Source organism: Promicromonospora sp. NPDC057138, assembly GCF_042670845.1.
Taxonomy (GTDB): domain Bacteria; phylum Actinomycetota; class Actinomycetes; order Actinomycetales; family Cellulomonadaceae; genus Promicromonospora.
The window spans coordinates 37,641-54,640 of the sequence record NZ_JBHUUX010000006.1 but is presented as its reverse complement, the minus strand read 5'-3'; the positions used below and the strand labels follow the sequence as shown (position 1 = coordinate 54,640).

The 17,000-nt window shown below is 67.1% G+C and carries 14 protein-coding genes; 3 read left to right on the top strand and 11 right to left on the bottom strand.

The window, feature by feature from the left end:
- The first annotated feature begins 79 nt into the window (after positions 1 to 79).
- Both ACFT2C_RS06090 and ACFT2C_RS06085 read left to right on the top strand, forming a co-directional pair.
- Entirely contained in the window at positions 80 to 553 is a 474-nt protein-coding gene (locus tag ACFT2C_RS06090; RefSeq protein WP_377206125.1) for a hypothetical protein, read from the top strand.
- A 1-nt stretch (position 554) separates the two neighbouring features.
- The gene (locus ACFT2C_RS06085) at positions 555 to 1,517 is read left to right on the top strand and encodes a hypothetical protein (RefSeq protein ID WP_377206124.1); all 963 of its coding nucleotides are present in this window, start codon (positions 555 to 557) and stop codon (positions 1,515 to 1,517) included.
- 171 nt (positions 1,518 to 1,688) lie between these two features.
- On the opposite strand, the gene ACFT2C_RS06080 is transcribed toward ACFT2C_RS06085, so the two are convergent.
- Together ACFT2C_RS06080 and ACFT2C_RS06075 are read right to left on the bottom strand one after the other, a co-directional pair.
- Positions 1,689 to 2,069, bottom strand: a complete 381-nt coding sequence (locus ACFT2C_RS06080) for a hypothetical protein (protein ID WP_377206123.1) — start codon at positions 2,067 to 2,069, stop codon at positions 1,689 to 1,691.
- A 95-nt stretch (positions 2,070 to 2,164) separates the two neighbouring features.
- Positions 2,165 to 6,124 (bottom strand): helix-turn-helix domain-containing protein, encoded by a 3,960-nt coding sequence (locus tag ACFT2C_RS06075; protein ID WP_377206122.1) that lies wholly within the window; start codon positions 6,122 to 6,124, stop codon positions 2,165 to 2,167.
- A gap of 322 nt (positions 6,125 to 6,446) precedes the next feature.
- On the opposite strand from ACFT2C_RS06075, the gene ACFT2C_RS06070 reads away from it, so the two are divergent.
- The gene (locus ACFT2C_RS06070; RefSeq protein WP_377206121.1) at positions 6,447 to 7,292 is read left to right on the top strand and encodes a hypothetical protein; all 846 of its coding nucleotides are present in this window, start codon (positions 6,447 to 6,449) and stop codon (positions 7,290 to 7,292) included.
- A 4-nt stretch (positions 7,293 to 7,296) separates the two neighbouring features.
- Here the strand turns inward: ACFT2C_RS06070 and ACFT2C_RS06065 are convergent, their stop codons facing one another.
- The 9 genes from ACFT2C_RS06065 to ACFT2C_RS06025 form a co-directional block, all read right to left on the bottom strand.
- On the bottom strand, positions 7,297 to 8,409 hold the full coding sequence (locus tag ACFT2C_RS06065) for an AAA family ATPase (protein WP_377206120.1): 1,113 nt from the start codon (positions 8,407 to 8,409) through the stop codon (positions 7,297 to 7,299).
- A 45-nt stretch (positions 8,410 to 8,454) separates the two neighbouring features.
- On the bottom strand, positions 8,455 to 8,820 hold the full coding sequence (locus tag ACFT2C_RS06060) for a hypothetical protein (RefSeq protein ID WP_377206119.1): 366 nt from the start codon (positions 8,818 to 8,820) through the stop codon (positions 8,455 to 8,457).
- A 5-nt stretch (positions 8,821 to 8,825) separates the two neighbouring features.
- Complete coding sequence (locus ACFT2C_RS06055) at positions 8,826 to 10,196, bottom strand: VWA-like domain-containing protein (RefSeq protein ID WP_377206118.1); 1,371 nt, start codon at positions 10,194 to 10,196, stop codon at positions 8,826 to 8,828.
- A 300-nt stretch (positions 10,197 to 10,496) separates the two neighbouring features.
- Positions 10,497 to 11,090 (bottom strand): hypothetical protein, encoded by a 594-nt coding sequence (locus ACFT2C_RS06050; protein WP_377206117.1) that lies wholly within the window; start codon positions 11,088 to 11,090, stop codon positions 10,497 to 10,499.
- Between the two features lie 98 nt (positions 11,091 to 11,188).
- A complete protein-coding gene (locus tag ACFT2C_RS06045; RefSeq protein WP_377206116.1) occupies positions 11,189 to 11,743 on the bottom strand; it encodes a hypothetical protein in 555 nt (184 codons plus the stop codon).
- A complete protein-coding gene (locus ACFT2C_RS06040; RefSeq protein WP_377206115.1) occupies positions 11,740 to 12,726 on the bottom strand; it encodes a hypothetical protein in 987 nt (328 codons plus the stop codon). The genes ACFT2C_RS06045 and ACFT2C_RS06040 overlap by 4 nt, the downstream gene beginning before the upstream one ends.
- Before the next feature lie 70 nt (positions 12,727 to 12,796).
- Positions 12,797 to 13,057, bottom strand: a complete 261-nt coding sequence (locus tag ACFT2C_RS06035) for a hypothetical protein (protein WP_377206114.1) — start codon at positions 13,055 to 13,057, stop codon at positions 12,797 to 12,799.
- Positions 13,050 to 13,937 (bottom strand): hypothetical protein, encoded by an 888-nt coding sequence (locus tag ACFT2C_RS06030; protein WP_377206113.1) that lies wholly within the window; start codon positions 13,935 to 13,937, stop codon positions 13,050 to 13,052. The genes ACFT2C_RS06035 and ACFT2C_RS06030 overlap by 8 nt, the downstream gene beginning before the upstream one ends.
- Positions 13,934 to 16,717, bottom strand: a complete 2,784-nt coding sequence (locus ACFT2C_RS06025; protein WP_377206112.1) for an FtsK/SpoIIIE domain-containing protein — start codon at positions 16,715 to 16,717, stop codon at positions 13,934 to 13,936. Before ACFT2C_RS06025 ends, ACFT2C_RS06030 begins: the two co-directional genes overlap by 4 nt.
- Between the last annotated feature and the right edge of the window lie 283 nt (positions 16,718 to 17,000).

Sequence of the window (17,000 nt, the reverse complement as noted above, 5' to 3'; positions counted from 1 at the left end):
AAGTGAAGGGGCTGTCGAGCTGAGGCAACCCACCGAGGTTGCCCGCGAGTCACGGTCGAGGTCCGCGTTCCTTTCCGACGTGTTCCGCCGATTCCCCGGCACCGAGTTCGCGACCCACCTGGCTTCGGGGTCCGCCGAGGGATGGGTCGAGCTGTCGTGGGACGACGGCCCTCGGGAAACCGCGATCCGGAGGATCGGGCTCGAGTACCACGGCGAGCACCCTTACCGCTCGGACCAGTCATCCACCCAGGACAATCTGAAGGGTCTAACCACGTTCCGTCGGATCGGAGTCGCCGGGCAGCGGGCAATCGATGCCTGGTTCCGCGAAGCGCACGTCGACGGATTCGAACGCTTCGACCCCGCCGGCAACCGACCGGCCCGCGACCGCGGCTACGACATGGGCCGAACGCTCACCCGCGACGAATGCACACGCCTACGCCTCCCGAAGGAGGAGGCACGCGGCAGACCCACGGTCGGCCTTGCGATCAACTGGTATCACATGCAGCTTGACTTCACGGGCCACGAGCCGGTGTTCGACGACAGCGAACCGTGACATGCCCGCACACCACCACGACATGACGGATCTCCCACGACGCCCTGCAGGTGCGCCCGACTCCTCCGGCGGCCAGTTCGCGCCCAACGTCCGCAGCGCAGCGGATCTCGACCTCGATGACGACACGGCCGCGATCTCGATCGAAGCGCTCGGGCTCGCGCCTGGTGCGACCGAGCATGTCGACGGGTACGACCTCCAGTCGCCGTACTTCGAATGGGCCGACATCGTCGCGGACGAGGACGGAAGCTGCTTTCGCGTCCGCGCGGGCGTCGCCCTCGGGGTCCGCGCGGGTCTCGCCAACCTCCTCGACGGCCATGATGACTCCGCCGCAGAGGGCTGGCTCACCGACCACGCGCTCCCCATCGAGGCATGGTTCGCCGACGAGTACGGCGTCCAGGAACTGTCTGGAGACGACTGGGACTTCCAGGACGCCGTCGTCGTCCTCGAAGGACTCGATCCGACCACTGGAACCGACGAGCTCACGGACCTCCTTGAATCGAGAACTAAGGCTGTCGCGCTGCACGATGACGCCGACCCGAGCAGCCCGGCCGGCCTGTGGCCGCGACTCACCGCACATCTGCGCGAGTTCGACCAGCAGGTTGACGACGCCATCTGGGCCTACACGAACGCGGCACTCTGGACCGACGGCGATCACATCGAGCAGAGGACGGACGGCGGCTCGTGGTCGCCTGACGACCTCGACCCCGCCAGCCGCGCCACGCTCGAGCACGAGGTGCGGCGCTTCCTGACGGTCCACCGCGAGTCGATCGCCCAAGCACGAGAGGCTGTCGCGGGATACGACGGAGCGCAAATCGGGCACGACCTATGGCTCACCCGCAACGGTCACGGAACCGGCTTTTGGGACCGAGGACTCGGAGACGCCGGAGACCACCTGAGCGACGCCGTCCGGGGCCACACCGTCGACCTGTCCGTCTCGAAGGACGGCGCGCTCGTCATCGAATGACCTCCGCACATCCGCGGACCATGCCCACGAATCAGACCGCGGCGACCGACCAGTGTCCAGCCCCAGACGGCCAATCACTGGTTGCCGCAGGGCTCAGTCTCAGGGAACTTCTTGACGCCGAAGGCTTCGAAAACCCCTGGTTCGACCCCGACGATCCGTTCCAGGCCGATCTCATCGAGAGCGAGCGAACCAGTACTTGATGCGGGGCTTGCCATCGACCCACTCGACAACAGGCCGTGGTTCTGACCGGAACGGCAAGGTCGTCCCTACCGACCAGCCGGCAGCAGCGGACTCGCGAACAATCTTCTCCAGGTCCACGCGGGTCAACTGAACGTCACCATCTGAGTCCCCAGCTTGGTCGACGGCCTCCAGGCTCTCGTTTACTCGCTCCGTGGCGTCGCCAAGTTCCACCTCAAAGCCGCCGGCCTTCGCTCGCCTGAGGCGAGGAAGAACGTCTGCGATCGGATGGCGGTACACAACCAGGACCACCACAAGGATCGCGGGCCAGATGAGGACAGTGACGTAGTCGAGGACCATGCGCGCGACGTCCATGTCTGAACGCTAGCCTCATCGTGGCCTCAGCCTGCGGGCAGACCGCACGATCGCCCGACGACGCGCGACAAAAGGCCGAACTGCTCAGCATTCCCCTAGCCGTCGTCGCCGAGACGCTCGGCCTCGGCATCGTTCCTACTGGCTTCTCGCTGGTAGTTGTCGGCGATGCCACGGAGCACCCGAGCGGTGCGTGGCCACTTGGTCGAGATCCGCGCGGCCATGTCGCGGTACTCCTGCTCGAGAGTGCGTTCCTGATCGCCCCCGTCAAACATGCCGCGACTTGTGACGCCGCGCTGATTCGTCCGGCCGATGTGGAGTCCGGTCTCGATCCGCGTGTTGACGAGGTTTTCGATGATGTCCCGCACCTCTTCGGCGGGCCAGACGCCGTCCGCCCCGTGTGGGCTTGAGGCAAGCACTTGTCCCACCTGCTCGTCCCCGATGGCTGCGCGTCCGACATCAGCCAGGGCAAGGCGGGCGCCGCGAACCCATTCCGTCAGGTGGTCGCCGTCGATCGTCCCGTCGTCGCGAAGGCCCGGCAGCGCGGGCCATTCCCTAAGCACGCTCCAGGCCAGGTGGCCATACGCCTGGTCCTGCGCTGTGAGCTTGCGCTTCGCTTCCCCATCCCCGCGGAACACGGCCTTTACTAGCTCGACAAAGTCGCCAGGGTCGCTTCTGAGCGCGCGGTAGAGAGCACCAGATGGCTCATGGTCGTGTACGAGTTCGAAGAACATGAACTCGAACGACGGTAGGTCGGAGTCGTCCGGTGCTTCGCGCTCCATGTAGTCGAGCAGCATCCCGATGAAGTAGCTGCTCATCTGTCGGTCATCAGCGGGACCGGTCGCGCCGATCACGGCGCGCAGCGCCCTCTTGACGAGCTCAACATCGGGCGCCTGCTTGCTGTCGAGCATCTCGCTAAGCAGGCCGACCGCCTGCCACGGGCGATCGTGCTCGAGGAGCAGATCGACCGCTTCGGCACGATCAGCCTCAGGAACCTCGTAGTGCACGACACGCTGCCAGTAGCCCGCCGAGAGTGACTCGTCGAGGGCGTCGACCTCTGTCCAGAAGGCCTTGGCGAACGGGACAGCAGCCATAAGCGATTCGCGAGCACCACCGCTAGCCAGGTGCGTGCTGTCCAGAGCGGACCGCAGCCAGTTCATTCCTTCTTCGGAGATCTTCCACCGCGCATAAGCGAGGGCGGCGTCTCGAAGGCGCGATACATCGGTCGCGACCCACGCGAGGATGTCCTCCTCAGGCGCGCCAGTCATCGTCGCGAGGTGCCTGCCAACAACCGTCGGGATCGGGACGTCCGCGATCAGTGCCTCGAGCTGGTCCAGGCCCTGAGAGAGCACCTCACCGATCGCTTCCCGCTGAAGTTCCGCGAGCTTGACGTCGTACCCGTCATCGCCGCGCTTCAAGCCGGATACGGGCACGCGCCATCCGAACAGCCTCGAGTAGCGGCGCGGATCGTTGGTCGGCGCGATCTCGGTGGCGACGTCCTTGAAGGGCTGGAGATCGTCCGCTGACATTGCCCAATAAGAGTCGGGGAACTCCTCGTGGCGAGCGATCTCACGGGTGAAAGCGTCCCACAGGTCATGCCGATCCTTCTCGGACCAGCTCACAGTCGAGGAGACCCGCCGGAAGGCATTGATGATCCTGGTTCGCTCGTGCGACGGCACGTTGTCGATCTTCGGAATCAGCTCTATCCAACGGTCAGCACGATCACCGACAGCGTCGACTGCGAGCCGAACCAACTCGCTCACGAAGCGGTCCCAGTCGGCATACGACACTGATTGCTTCTTCGGCGCCCAGTCACGGAAAATCGGCCCGCGAGGAGCGAATGCGCCCGCGTTTCCACTGGGCCACACGTTCAGAACCAGAAACCACCCCACGCTCGGCACGACCTGCAGCGCCCGTTCGATCACGGCGACTTTGTCTTCGACATTCCCGCCGCTGTGCGCGACCCACCCGGCCGTGACCTTCTGCAGGCTCTCCAGTGGTCGGTTGCTCAGGTGACCACCAGGATCGATCGCGGCCACCCGCGCCAGCAGCCCAGCCGCGCGGCCGAAGTGGTCGGGCGACCAGCAGAGCGTTTCGAGCGCCCAAAGCAGATTCAGATGCGGCGACGACGGCCCGAAGAAGTCACTGTCCCCGTCCTTGTCGCGGAACAGTGTCTTGAGAATCGGCTCTGGGCGTGCGAGGTCGACGTCGACGGCGTCCTGGAAGATCTCGGGTGCCGCCTCCGCCAGCGACGGAAGGAACGGAGCAAGACGAAGCCAAACCTCGCCGGCCGGGTCCTCGGACGCGCTCTCTAGCAGCCGCCCGACGATCTCGTCGACATGCGCCTGCATCTGAAAGCGCGAGGGAAGCTCACCGGCCGTCGCAGCCGCGAGGACGAGCCCCTCCGCGAACTGCTTCTGCAGCGTGCCCGAGTAGGCGGGAGCGGTCCCTGCCGCGCTCGCCGTCAGCCGGGCGACAGTGTCCATGCCGCTGAAGGGATCCTCAGCCAGGAGCACCTCGAGTACGACGTCCCGCCAACGCTCGAGGTCGGACAGCTCCATCTCGCGCAGCAGCAGGTACGCCGCTTCAGCCGGGGACGTTAACCGCCACATGCCACCCGACATGACGAAGGGAGCATCTGAACGCTTGGCGAGCGTCTTCAGAAGTCGCTCCACCTCACTCGCAGAGGCACCGGTCAGTTTCTCGAGGATCGCGGCATCACCGGGGTGACCAGTCCACGAGCCGGCCAGCACCAGGGGGGCCAAGATCGACGCGGTCCGGCTGTCCTTCACCCACTCCGGCGTCGCGAGCCGCGGCTCGCGAGCTATGGAGCGGAGGAATGCCGGCATGCTGCGCCGTGCCAGCGCGACCATGCCGTCGGGGGTTCCGGAGTCGAAGTCGATCCCCTTCAGCGACGCTGCGGCAACTCCACGGTCGATCTTGGGCAGCTCGATCGCCTCGCCGTTGCGGACGATGTCGTCGCTACCAGCGACCAGGATGACGCGGTGTCCTCCGTCTTCCGCTGCCTTGAGATCGACGCGGTCCTCGAACAGCGGGACGAGGATCATCTTCTGCGGCGAGGCCACCAGCCGGTTCCATGCCGAGGCGTCCGTCACCACAATGGTCCGGTTCAGCAGCGCTGGATCGGCGTCGAGCGCGGCGTAAATGAAGGCCAGCGATTCGTCACGCCACGGCGCCTTCACTGTCGCCACCGGATCTGTGGGACTTCCTGACTTCAGGAGGGTGATCAGCTCGCCGACCTCCTTGGTTCGTCCAGCCGCGAAGAAGTTCGCCGGGATCTTGTACCGGACGCGACCCTGGAAGGCCTCCCACCACTTCGATATGGTCTGCGCGTCACGTGGATGGCGTCCGAGGCGCTCGGAGATCCAGTAATGGACCGAAGGCGTCGCACGCAGCCAGCCCTCGAGGACATGTGCATCGATTGCCTTGACGCCTTTGAACTTCTTCTCCTTCGTGCGGTCCGCGGCCCATCCGCGTCCACGAGCCCAGTTCCGCGGCGTCGCAACGATTAAGACCGCATCCTTGTCCGCAGGAAGCCCCAGCACACGGTTGTCGTAGTCCGACTGTGCCTTGCCCTTGGAGTTCTTCTCGGTGCCAAACTCGAACCGGAGCTCGCCAGCCGGCAGGAACGCATTGCCCGCCGAAGTAGCGGAGCCGTCCCACCCGGGAGCGGCGACCCCCTCCTGGGCGCGGATGTCAACGTTCGAGATCCCCGGTGTGAGGGCCAGTAGTCGGCGTATCAGGTCAGGAAACGTTCCCTTGGCATCGCTACTTGCCGCCCACTGGTCGAGCTCCATTGCGGACACCAACTCGGGCTCGACCCTGCGCAGCTGCGGCGCGATCGAAGACGCGGGATTGCCTCGCTGCGCTACCAAGCGCATGACCTCCTCACGGGCGAACCTGTGCTGCTTCGCCCCGGGGAGGCGGGCCGACACCAGCGTTCCGCCGGTCACCCAGTTTCGGACGGTGTTCTCGTGCACGCCGAGCAGCCGAGCTGTCTCGGCCACGGTGAGGAACGGCTCCTCGGCCTTGTTCATTACAACAGCGTATCAGGCTGTGGACTTTGTGGGCTTTGTGGACTTTGACTGGCTGGCTCACGAGTTCCACGCACGGCCGACGCGCCAGTTGGCCTCACCAACGGCACGGCCTAACCAACCGCCACGGCGAGGTCACCATCGCCCACTGCGAGGTAGCACTCCTGCGGGCCATTGCCTGTCGCCCAAGCGATTAGGAACCACGTCCTGGCCATTTCCCGCCACGCCGCGCTCCCCGCTGGCACGTTCCCCTCCGTCATGTGCAACCTGTTCGCGCAGCACTTCTCTGCGTCAGAGCCGCGTCATCGACATACGGAGGCCGCCCATGCGCTCACTCGTACCAGCGCTGCCCTCCGCCGCGGTCCTCGCCCTCGCCGCGTGTGGCACCGGCCATGGGTCGCCGGCCGACGTCGCGGGGGGCCTCGGCAACGCCGCGGCGTCGGCGAATATCGAAGCGTTCGACGAACTCATCGTCGAGCCATCGGATCCGCGCGAGGCCGCCGTCGCCGACGAGGCCGTCACCAATGTGCCAGCTCTGGTCGACCCGGACTTCTCCGTCTCCAGCGACACCGTCCTGCTCGGCGGTGAGCCTTTCGGCACCGTGTCGGAAGACGGCGTCGTGCTCGGCTCGCCCGCAGTCGTTGTCGTGGACCCAGCCATGGGCTGGCAGATCGAAGGCGCTACGGCCGACCGCGCCGGCGACTTCGTGCTACTCCCGGGTGGCACGTACCGCCTGGTAGACACCAGGTATCAGGATCTCTTCGCTCCTGTCCTGGACGGCACACCAGTCGCGACCGATTCGGTCGAGCTGACGGTGAGCGCCGCGGACAGGATCTCACTGCGCTGGGAGCCTACGCAGAACGCCATCGCCGCCGCCCGCGGCGCCGCTGCTGCAGCCCTCACCTCATGCGCGGACGGGTGTCCGACGGCTGACGGTGTTGATCTGACGGCATCCCGCGAGGTCGAGGCCACAAGCTTCGTGCCCGAGACCGATCCTGATACCAGCACGACGATCACCATGACCGTCACTGGCGTTCCCGTCACCTACGATCAGCCGTTCACCTCGGCCGCCGACACCACCGAAGGCACCGCGACCTTCACGGTCCCGGTCACCTTCACCTTCACCGACGCCGACGCCACCGCCGGTGACGTCGTCGCGACGCTGGAGTAACTCGTCAGACGGCAGCAAGTTGGCCCGTCCGAGTGAACAGGTCAGCGAAGGCCGCCTTGAACCCGCCAGGGAGACCGTGCTGCGCATGTCGGTGATTCGCCAGTCGGCGCGCAAACGGCAGGGCGACGTCGGGCCTCCCCCCGTTCGCGCATGCAGTGGCCACGGCCATCCCCTGCTTCCACCTCTGCACGGTGCCGTCGAGGTCCACCACGGCAGCGATCGCATTCAGGAGGCCAAATAGCCGGTCCGGCCGCTGGCTGGACCAATCCACGCTCGCCGGGTCGGCGAGCACCTTGACCGGGTCAGCGAGGTCCGCGATAGCGAGCCAAGCAAGCAGTTCCGTGGCCGTGCCACTCCCGACCAGTGACCTGAGCAGCAGGTCTCGCAGATCCTCGTCGTGGGGCGGAACGAAGGAAAGCGCGTCGATCGTGTTCGCCCAGGACCGCTCACTAGGCCAAGCACCGGACTGTGCCACCAGGTCGTCAGGAATGGCGTCGAGCAGATCGGGTCGGTGCTGCAGGAACCCAGTAACCAGTGCGACGGCGCGCGCCCGGTCCGCCGGACTGCCATCGGTCAGGTACGAGTCAATGCGATGCACCGGGACCTGCGTAAACGACGTGCCCACATGAGTCATCCATTCGTCCCGGTCCACGTACCAGTCCAGGTGCGCGAACCGGTTGGCGACAGGGCCCGGCAGGTCTATGCCGTCGACCGCGATCTCGGGCGGGTTCCCGATCGCAATGATCGAGACCGAGTCCGGCAGCAGGAACTCCCCCACGTACCGCTCCTGCAGGATCCGCAGGAACGCCTTGAACGTCGACTGTGCCGTCGTGATCTCGTCAACGACGAGCAGGCCGGACGGTGCGTCAGCAAGGCGCACTGCCCACGACAACGGCGAGTAGACCACCTGGCCGCCGTCCTCCATCGGCAGTCCCATGAAGTCGACCGTCTCGCGCGCTGACGCGGAGATCGTCTCCACGTGGCGACCCCAAGCACGGCCGATGCGTTCGAGCTTCTTGGTCTTGCCTTGCCCTGGGTTGCCCATAATCAGGACAGGTACGTTCGCCCGAACCAGCGCGGCAAGAGCCCGCATCATGACTGGCGGCGTGCTCGGCATGAGTCCTCCTGATGAGTCACCCTGGGCCGCTGTTCGGCCCGTTCATCAGGACGGATGTGCGGCGCAGGCAGCGCGCGCGGCCCGGATCCCAGTTGAGTGCAGCACTTCCCGGACGAGCGCCCGAGCCCGCTGGATGCACTCAGTCCGCTCCGTGACCCCAGCGGCTCGGACCTCGTAGCCGTTCGCGGCAACGACCACCTCGATCCCGCCGGCCTGCTCCCACTCGAGCTGCACCACGCCGCCCTCGGTGGGGTAGATCCACGGCTCCGGCAACTGCTCCCGCTCAACCCACTGGATCATGCCTCGCGTCGCCGCCAGAGCCGCGTGCGACACCTCCGCTCCGCGTCCCTCACCCAGCCATCCAGGCATCAGCCCGGCCAGCTCTCGAAGCCGTGCGTCGTAGTCACGCATCGCGGTCACTCCTTCGTCGCAGGGACGACTACCGTCCGTATCCAATCGGGCACCTTGGCCACGACGTGCTCAGGGCTCGGGTGCACGATCGCAGCAACTACCGGGACGCACGACGTCTGCTGCGAGGGCCATGGCGTCTCGCCGTCGGTCATCACGACTATCACGCTCGGCCGGGGCTGCGCTCGCAAGGCATGGTCGATCCCAGTCCGCATGTCAGTTCCACCGCGCCCGCTGACCTCCGCCAGCCCGCTCGGCCTCCGGTAGCGGCGCGTGTCGTGGACGGCAGCGTCGACGTCGGCGATCACCAGGTCGTCTCCACGCACCCGGAGCCGCCTAGCGATGCCGACGATCTCACTGGTCACGGCGCTCAAGTCGGCCTCCGACATCGACCCCGACGTGTCCCGCACGACGTGAACGCGAGGTACCGGATCCATTAGCGCGGGTAGCACGACGCGCCTGCCACGCCCGTCCGACGTGAGAACTCGCGCATCGTGCCGCCGCCGGTTGCGCCGCTGGTACGACTCCGACATCGTGCCCGCCCGAGCACGCACCGCACCGCGCAGCACCCGGCCCAGCACCTGCTGCCACGGCACCTGGGCCGGAGTCAGCACCAGGTCGGCGTTCTCGACGAGCCCACCAGGCACCGTCCCGCGCGCCTTCGCAGCCGCTTCCCGGATCGAGACGGCCACGGCCACCCGGACGCGTTCGCGCTCAGCAGTGGTGGCCGGAGGCGCCGCACCCGTGAGGTCGTCGCCCTCGCCGAGTTCACACGGCGCAGGTGCGCCCCCGGAACCTGAGCCGCACCCGGCCCACCCCCCTCCCTGCCCGACGGCGTCCGCTTGGCCGTGAGTACCGACGTCACCTGGTCCGCGCCCCACCTGGGCGTCCGGGTTGTCGAGCAGTGTGTGCAGCGCGCGGAAGTAGTGGTGCGGCGTCCGGTGGTCCGGCTCGCCGAGCGTCGAGGGTAGGACGTGACCGTAGGGGTTCGCGTTGTCGAACATCTCGCAGCCGCCGTCGCGCAGGTCGTCGTTGATCGCCGCATCGGCGGCCACGTTCCATACCTGCCGCATGGCTCGGTCAACGCCCATGTCTTCGGCGAAGGTGGCGTGGTCGGCGAAGAGGTGGGAGCACTCGTGCAGCAGCGCTTGCCCGCAGTAGGCAGGACCGCGCGACGCGACGGCGTCGAAGTCGATGTAGCACCGGTATCTGCCGTCGACCGCGAACGTGCCCAGCCCTGGTGCGTCGACGAACCGCAGGTTGAACAGCATCGTCGCCATGTAGGGCATCCGCTCCAGCGCGAGTGCAGTCCACGCTTGGACCTGCTCGGACTGCTGACGAGTGAGCGGCCGCACGCGGGACTGCGATGCCATGGTCATGAGGTGCGGATGTGCGGCGTAACCACTTGTCGCTTGCTACCGAGGCGAGTTTCGAGAACGCTCGGTGCCGAGCGGGAGAAGCACCGCTGGCCGCCGTTAGTCCAACCTGAGACTACGTCTGGTTGGCTGCACGATCTACATTCCGGCTGCGGCCTGGAGATCGTCCCGCGTCAGGTTGCGTAGGTTGCCCAGCGCCCGCTGGAACTCGTCGTTGGCCTCCGTGACCACCGGCGCCGCCGGCGGGTTGCTGGCGTTGAGTCGATGCAGACGTTCGGCGGCATCGCACGACTCCGGTGTGGGCTAGGGTGCCGGATCTTCACCGCCGCCGGCGACATATGCGCCGTCCTCCAGCGCGCGCAGCACGCCCTTGTAGTTGAGCGCCCAACGCACGCCAGCAAGGTCCCGAAAGACCCACATCATGTCAGTTGGATCATCGTCACTGACCACTGTCGGAAACACCTCGTACTTCAGTGATTCTCCCGGTGGGAGCACCGGAGCCTCGGACGCCATCGCACTCGGTCCCCTGTCGGTGGGACTCAAGGTGACACCGGGACCGACATCGAAGATCGGAAGCCCGCTGTGGTTCGTGACGTTGAGGAACGTCTTGGGCGCCTTCGGCTCCTGCCCAGTGTCCGGCTCCCACTCCCACGACACTGGGACGTCAGTGTCAACCCAGACTGCAATCTGTCGGGCCTGCCGTTCACGCTCCCGACGAGCGTCTAGCTGTTCGGCCGTTCGCTGCGCTCCGCGCGCTATGTCACGCTCACTCTCTGCAGCCTTGCGGTCAACTCGTTCACGCGAAGCAAGCAGAACCGCGATACCCGCTGCGGCAGCCGCACCAAGGGCGCCGACTATCTCCCACGCGTCGTGGAACCATGCCCAGAACCCAGTCATTACCGCATGCTTCCACCCATCAGCCTTAGTGGAGGCTGCGCGTTCGGGTGAACACTGCTGAGCGCCCTCACTAGGTGAGCCGACAGACCAGCCCCTCCCTACGCGCTGAGCGCTGACTCGCGGCCAGCTACCTCAGCGGCCGACGGGCCAGGGTCAGACAGGACATCCCATTCGCCAAACCTCGGGACTTCCACCCAGTACGCGTCGTTGGCACGACCCGAAAACTCCGAGAAAGACTCCTGCCTCTGCACTACGTTCTCAATGCTGAAGTGTCCGGTGCCGTCCGGCAGCACCTCTGCCTCAGACTCAACGACGACATCGCTAAGACCATGGCGTTCGTCCGCGTCGGCGTACGCGTAGTCAACAGTCGTCAATCGCCACAGCCGCCCATCGAGCGGTTCATAATCGACTACTCGCGTCTTGGTGCCGTGCTCGTCGTAGAACTGAACGCGAGGCCCAGCGGAGCTCCAGCCGATGACCCATCGAGGCCGGGGGACGCCATCCGGGTCCATGCTGGCGCCATCGACGATCTCGATGTTGTCCCCCGCATCTACGCGCTGACGAGCAGTTTCAGGGTCGATCCACGCGTGCCCCGCGATCGGGCGCCGGTTCTTCTCGTTCCAGCGTGTCGTGTACAAGACGGTTCCGCTCACGACGGGCCTCCTGCGCTCTGGTTCGGGCTGTATGGACGGATCTCGACGCCGCGCTTCTCACCATAGTCAATGAGCCACTGAGGGATCGGTTGATCCTGAGGTGGCACGCCAAGAACCATGTCACCGCGCAAACGGCGTCCGATCAATCTGCCACCCCAGGCACTGATCTTCCTCTTGTTCCCCTCCGTGCCAGCAACGATGAGGTCACGCTGGAGCGGGTTGTACTTCCTGAGCATCTCGTTGACGTACCCCTTGGCCGTTGCCTTACTGACGTCCCATAGCTGAGCGTTCTTGAGGGAGACCACCTCACGTCTAGTCATCCCGTCCAGGAAGAACCGCTGCTTGATCTCACCCCTTTTGCCCACCTTGTTGATCGTGACTTCTGTCGCCAGGAAGTGGTGGGCGACGTCGTAATGGAACGCCTTCCCCCGCAGGATCCGACGCATGTGCTCAGGAACGTTCTCGCCGTCAGCCGCCGTCCGATACCAAGAGGCTTTGGCAGTGTCGGGAGCGTCGCGCCCCGGATAGGTGGCGAAGACCTTCTGCCAGCGTTCCTGCTCTGGCTTGGGGAGCTTGGCGACCTCTTCTACGAGCTCGTCGTCGGGGTCCAGGCCGGGTAGCAGGGACTCGAACGGCAATGGCTCGGAGACCGTGGGTCCCGCGCCGACCGGCCTGGCGGGAACGCGGTGCCCCGAGGCGGTGTCGAGGACAGCTTGTCTGGCCCAGCCCAGGGCGATACCGCTGGAGTCTTCGAGGAGCTCCGCGGCCCGGCGCACCGCTTTGGATGCTTCGGCAAGCTCGACGGCAGCGGCGCCGACGTAGGAGCGCGTATCACCGGCGGCGCGGTGAGACAGGACGCCCAAGAGGTTCGCGTTGCGGATGGTCGCGTTGTGGATCTCGACGAGGACGCCGACCTCTCCCCTGGCCTGTTCAAAGTAGGCAACCAGGTCGGCGGCGATGCGCTGCAGATCTGACTGCGCCACTCCTAGGCCCCCTTCTTCTCGGACGATCAGCGTTCAGCGTTCCGGCATGATCCGGCGACCTGTGTGGTGGTCAGAGGCCGTTCGCGTAGTCCCGGGTGCGGCGTGCAGCGGTCTGCAGGGCTGTGACGGCCTGGCTAGCGGCATCGCGCGCTGCGGCGAGGGTCGCGACGACTTCTTGGTCTGCGCGGGTGGAGGTACCGCCAATGAGTTTCTCGACCTCGGCGATGTGCCGGGAGAACTTGGTGCCGAAACGGTCAACGGTGCCGCCGGCGTTGTCGGCCTCGGTGGCCAGGGCGGTGAGCTGTTCCTTGAGCTGGGAAATGTCAGACACGAGAACCTCCAGAGTTCGGCGAAGCAGGACGGGACAGACCGGGACGACGACGCCGGGGACGGATCAGGACGATCAAAACGATCACGGCCGCCAGGATCAGGACGATCGTGGCGAGGATCGGTCCGACCAGTGTCACGGTCAGCACGACCCCGGCCAGCGTGATGGCGGCCGTGATTCCGGCGGCCAGAGGGCCGCGGCGGCGGCCGAGCATGGTGGTGGCGAACACGAGCAGGACGGCGGCAATGGTGGCGAAGGTATTCGTGCCCAGCAGATTCATCCAGACCAGGGTGGTCACGGCCGCCAGGGCCACGATCCCGGTCGCTAGCAGGCCACGCCGGCGGTCGGTCTGTGCGGCGCGGGCGGTGGCCAGGTCGGCGGCGGCACGGTTCAGCTCGCTGGTGATCTCGGCCATCGTGGCCCGGGCGCCAGCGACGTCGTCGACCTGGGCAGTGATCATCCCGGTCCCCGCACCTTCGGGTGTCACGCCCGTGGTCTCCAGGACGCGGTTCACGCGCGCCTCGAACAAGCCCAGTTCGGTCTCGAGCGATTCCCTGTCGGCCGTCGCGGCGGCAACGTTCCGCTCCGCCTGGTGGACGGCCTCGGCGCCGGCGCGCTGAACCGCTTCGTGTTCCTCTTGCGCAGCAGACTCGGCGCGGCCCAGCCGGTTGAGCCCAGTCTGGTAGGCAGCCCAGACCGCCTCCACATCCACGCCGGCACCAGCGTTCGGGCGCGGGACCTCGGCCGTCGCATCGGCTGGTGCCTGGGGCCCACCGCTGTTCCTCCCTGCCTGATCGGCCGGCTGGTGCGCATTGTGGTTGGCGGCCCCGGATGCGTTAAGCGGGGAGGGCTCCGGGTTCCACGGGTTGGCTGGCCGGTTCATGATTCCTCGCCCCCGTTCTCCGTAACTTCGGGGACGTGCTGCAGGCGCCTGATCAGCGCGGTGGCGTCCTGGTCGGTGAGGGGTGCGAACGGGACGACGTGAGTGGGCTCGACGCCGATCCCGTCCCAGACCAGGGCTCGTGCCGGTTGGGAGTCCCATTTCAGCAGCGGCAACCCGGTGGCCTGGCGGACGCCGTCGGCGGGGTGGCGCAGGAAGACGTAGGCGGCGATGTTCGCCCGCCGGTAGCCGAGCTGGTCGGTGATCACATGAAGCCGGTTCCACCACGCGAACGTCACCACACCCGCTGCGGGTCCGTCGCGAAGAACTTCGTCCAGGGCATCGGCCGGGGTCTCGATCCGGTCCTCGGCGCTCTCCTTCATCCCGGGCAGGGCATGCATCCCGATCCCGACCAGGATCATGCGCCCGGGCACAATCCGAGCATGCACCTGCTCGGCCAGGGCGAACAGGCGCGCGGTGATGGCGGCCGGGGTGGTCAGGTGCTCGACGTCGCACCCGGCAGCAAAGGCAACATCCACCAGGGCACGCTTCCCCGCCGCGGTCGACTTGTCTGTGGCGGTGGCGTCCAGGATCACGACTCGTGGCCGCGCACCGCTGGACGCGTCTGCGGCGCCTGCGCCGGTGAGAATCGCGGACAAGGTCAGCCCGGTCAGGACACCGAGCGCGTCGGTAGGCCCGTCGCCGACGACCATGACCCCGGCCCCCGGCTCGTGCGTGACGGGGATCGCGGTGGGCTCCTCGGTCACCGCAACCGGCAGCCCGGCCCAGGCAACCGCTGGCCCAGGCAGGCTGACGCTCGGAGTGCCCCCACTGGGTGCGCTCACAGAAGTGCCGCGCAGGGACGTGGTCAGGGCGGTGGGCAGGTGAGCGGGATCGGCCAGGTGGAACACTCGCGGCGGTCGCATGCTGCTCCCGCCCGCACGTTCCCACAGCTGGCGTCGCAGGGCAGACAGGCGTTGGTGGTCGGCGTAGGCGATCTGGACCAACTGGTTGTCCTCGAGGTGCCCGTAGTTCGTGTTCACGATCGCCTGCCCGGGGAACCGCAGGCCCGCCGCGGCCGTGTTCCCGTTGCCCAGTACGACCTGGGAGTCCGAAACGGTGGTCTTCAGGGCGATCCTCGTGGGGACCTGCCCGAAGATCGCGTCCCGCTTCATGGTCAGCTTCGGCGTCCCGTCCAGGGTCTGCGTCGAGAACTCCAGGTGGATGCCGTAGGCCCGGCCGAGGCGCGCCAGTCGTTCCAGCAGGTTGATGGCTTCCTCGGCGAGGTCGTCGTCGCCGTCCAGGAGGACCTGGAACTCGTCCAGCACCGCCACGATCCGCGCGGGACGCGGCACTCCACCGAAACCCTCCTGGGGAAAGTCGGCCAGGTCGACGACGTCGGCGGCCTTGAACATCGCCGCGCGCCGGGCAAGCTCCTCGTTCAGGTGCCGCAGCACCGCGACGCCAAACATCCGGTCGGCGTGGATCCCGAGGACCTTCACGTGCGGCAGGAAGTACTCACGGCCGGCAGCAGGGCCCAGGCGCGCGAACTCGACGCCGTGCTTGAAGTCCAGCAGGTACAGCTCCAGGTCTGCTGGGGAGTACCGCACCGCCAGACCGTGGATCAAAGTAAGCAGGAAGTTGGACTTGCCCTGCCCGATCGCGCCGGCGACCAGGAGGTGCGGCAGGGGCGGGTTGCTGGTCCGCAACCGCACCGCGACCGGGTCCTGGTCAGTGAACCCGACCACCGTTTCGAGCCCGTCGACGACCGGTGTCCACCACTGGTCCGGTGGTGGGAGGGTGTCGTCGAACGCGAGGGTGGGCAGCTTCGCGTCGGACGTCCGGGCCAGGACCTGGCGCACGACGGCGGGAAGATCGCTGATCGGGTCGTCGGGGATCACCGGGGTATCGAAGACGTCGCTGACGAACAAGTCGTCCGTACCAGCGACGATCCCGGTCAGGTGGTCGAGCAGAGCGTCCGGGTCCACACCAGGTGCCGGCTCGGCGGTCCAGTCGTACGTCACCAGCAGGCTGATCCCCCGCTGCGCACCCGTCGCGGCCAAGCGGACCAGGTTCGTCTGCGCGGCCTGGTCGATCCCACGCGGGTAGTCCAGCACCACCAGCAGATGGTGCGCGTCCGCGCCCCTCGATCGCGCCTGGAGCTCCTGGAACGTCGCAGCACCGGCCTGCGCCATGCGGTGCCCACGCGCCGCGGAGGTCTCCACCAGCCGGGTCAGCACCCGTCGCACCTCGACGTCGTCATGCACTGCGCGGCCCACAACCTGCGGGAACTGTGCCGTCACCCCACCCAGCACGCCCAAGATTCCCGACACGGCCGGGTCCAAGCAGTCCACCCGCACCCCGAACGCCGACGAGGCGGCAACGGTCCGCAGCACGGCCTGCTGCACCACCCGCAACGCCGCCCTCCGGTATGCCCCCGGGTCCGAGTCCCGGTGCGGTTCCTCGGCACCGGCGCGTCTCGACGACGGCGCCGTCGGCCCATAACTGGTCCCGGCCCGGTGCCCTTCTCCGGAGTCGTGCTCGGCAGCTCCGGGTGCATCCGGTGCGGGCGAGTCCTCTTCTTCTGGCACGACGCACCAGCCCGCCGTTCCCAGCAACGGGACCACCACGGGTACCCCGGTCGTCGTCTCCCCCACCCGGACCTGTCCCGCCCAGCCTGCTCCCGCGACGAAATCCTGACCGCCCCAGCCAGGGTCGGTCGGTGCCAGGCCTGCGGCTCCCGGCGCCAGGATCCGGGCACTGTCGATCAGATGCTGCTCCACCACGTTCACCGGTTCATGCGCCCGAGCACCATGTAAGTCGTCGTTCGCCCTTCCGCTACCGCCGTTGGCAGCGTCACGGGATCCATGCGCCTCACGCAGGCGAACCTCCGCAGCTCGCTGGGCCTCGAGCGCGACAGAGCGCCCGTCCAGGACAAGCTGCCGGGCCGCGCCCGCCAGGCCACGTATTCGTTCCTCGACAATCCGCACCGGCTCCGCCTTGCCCGATCCACCGCCCGGGTTGTCGCCCGCCGTCGTCGTCCCCGGAACTTGCTGACTCACCAGT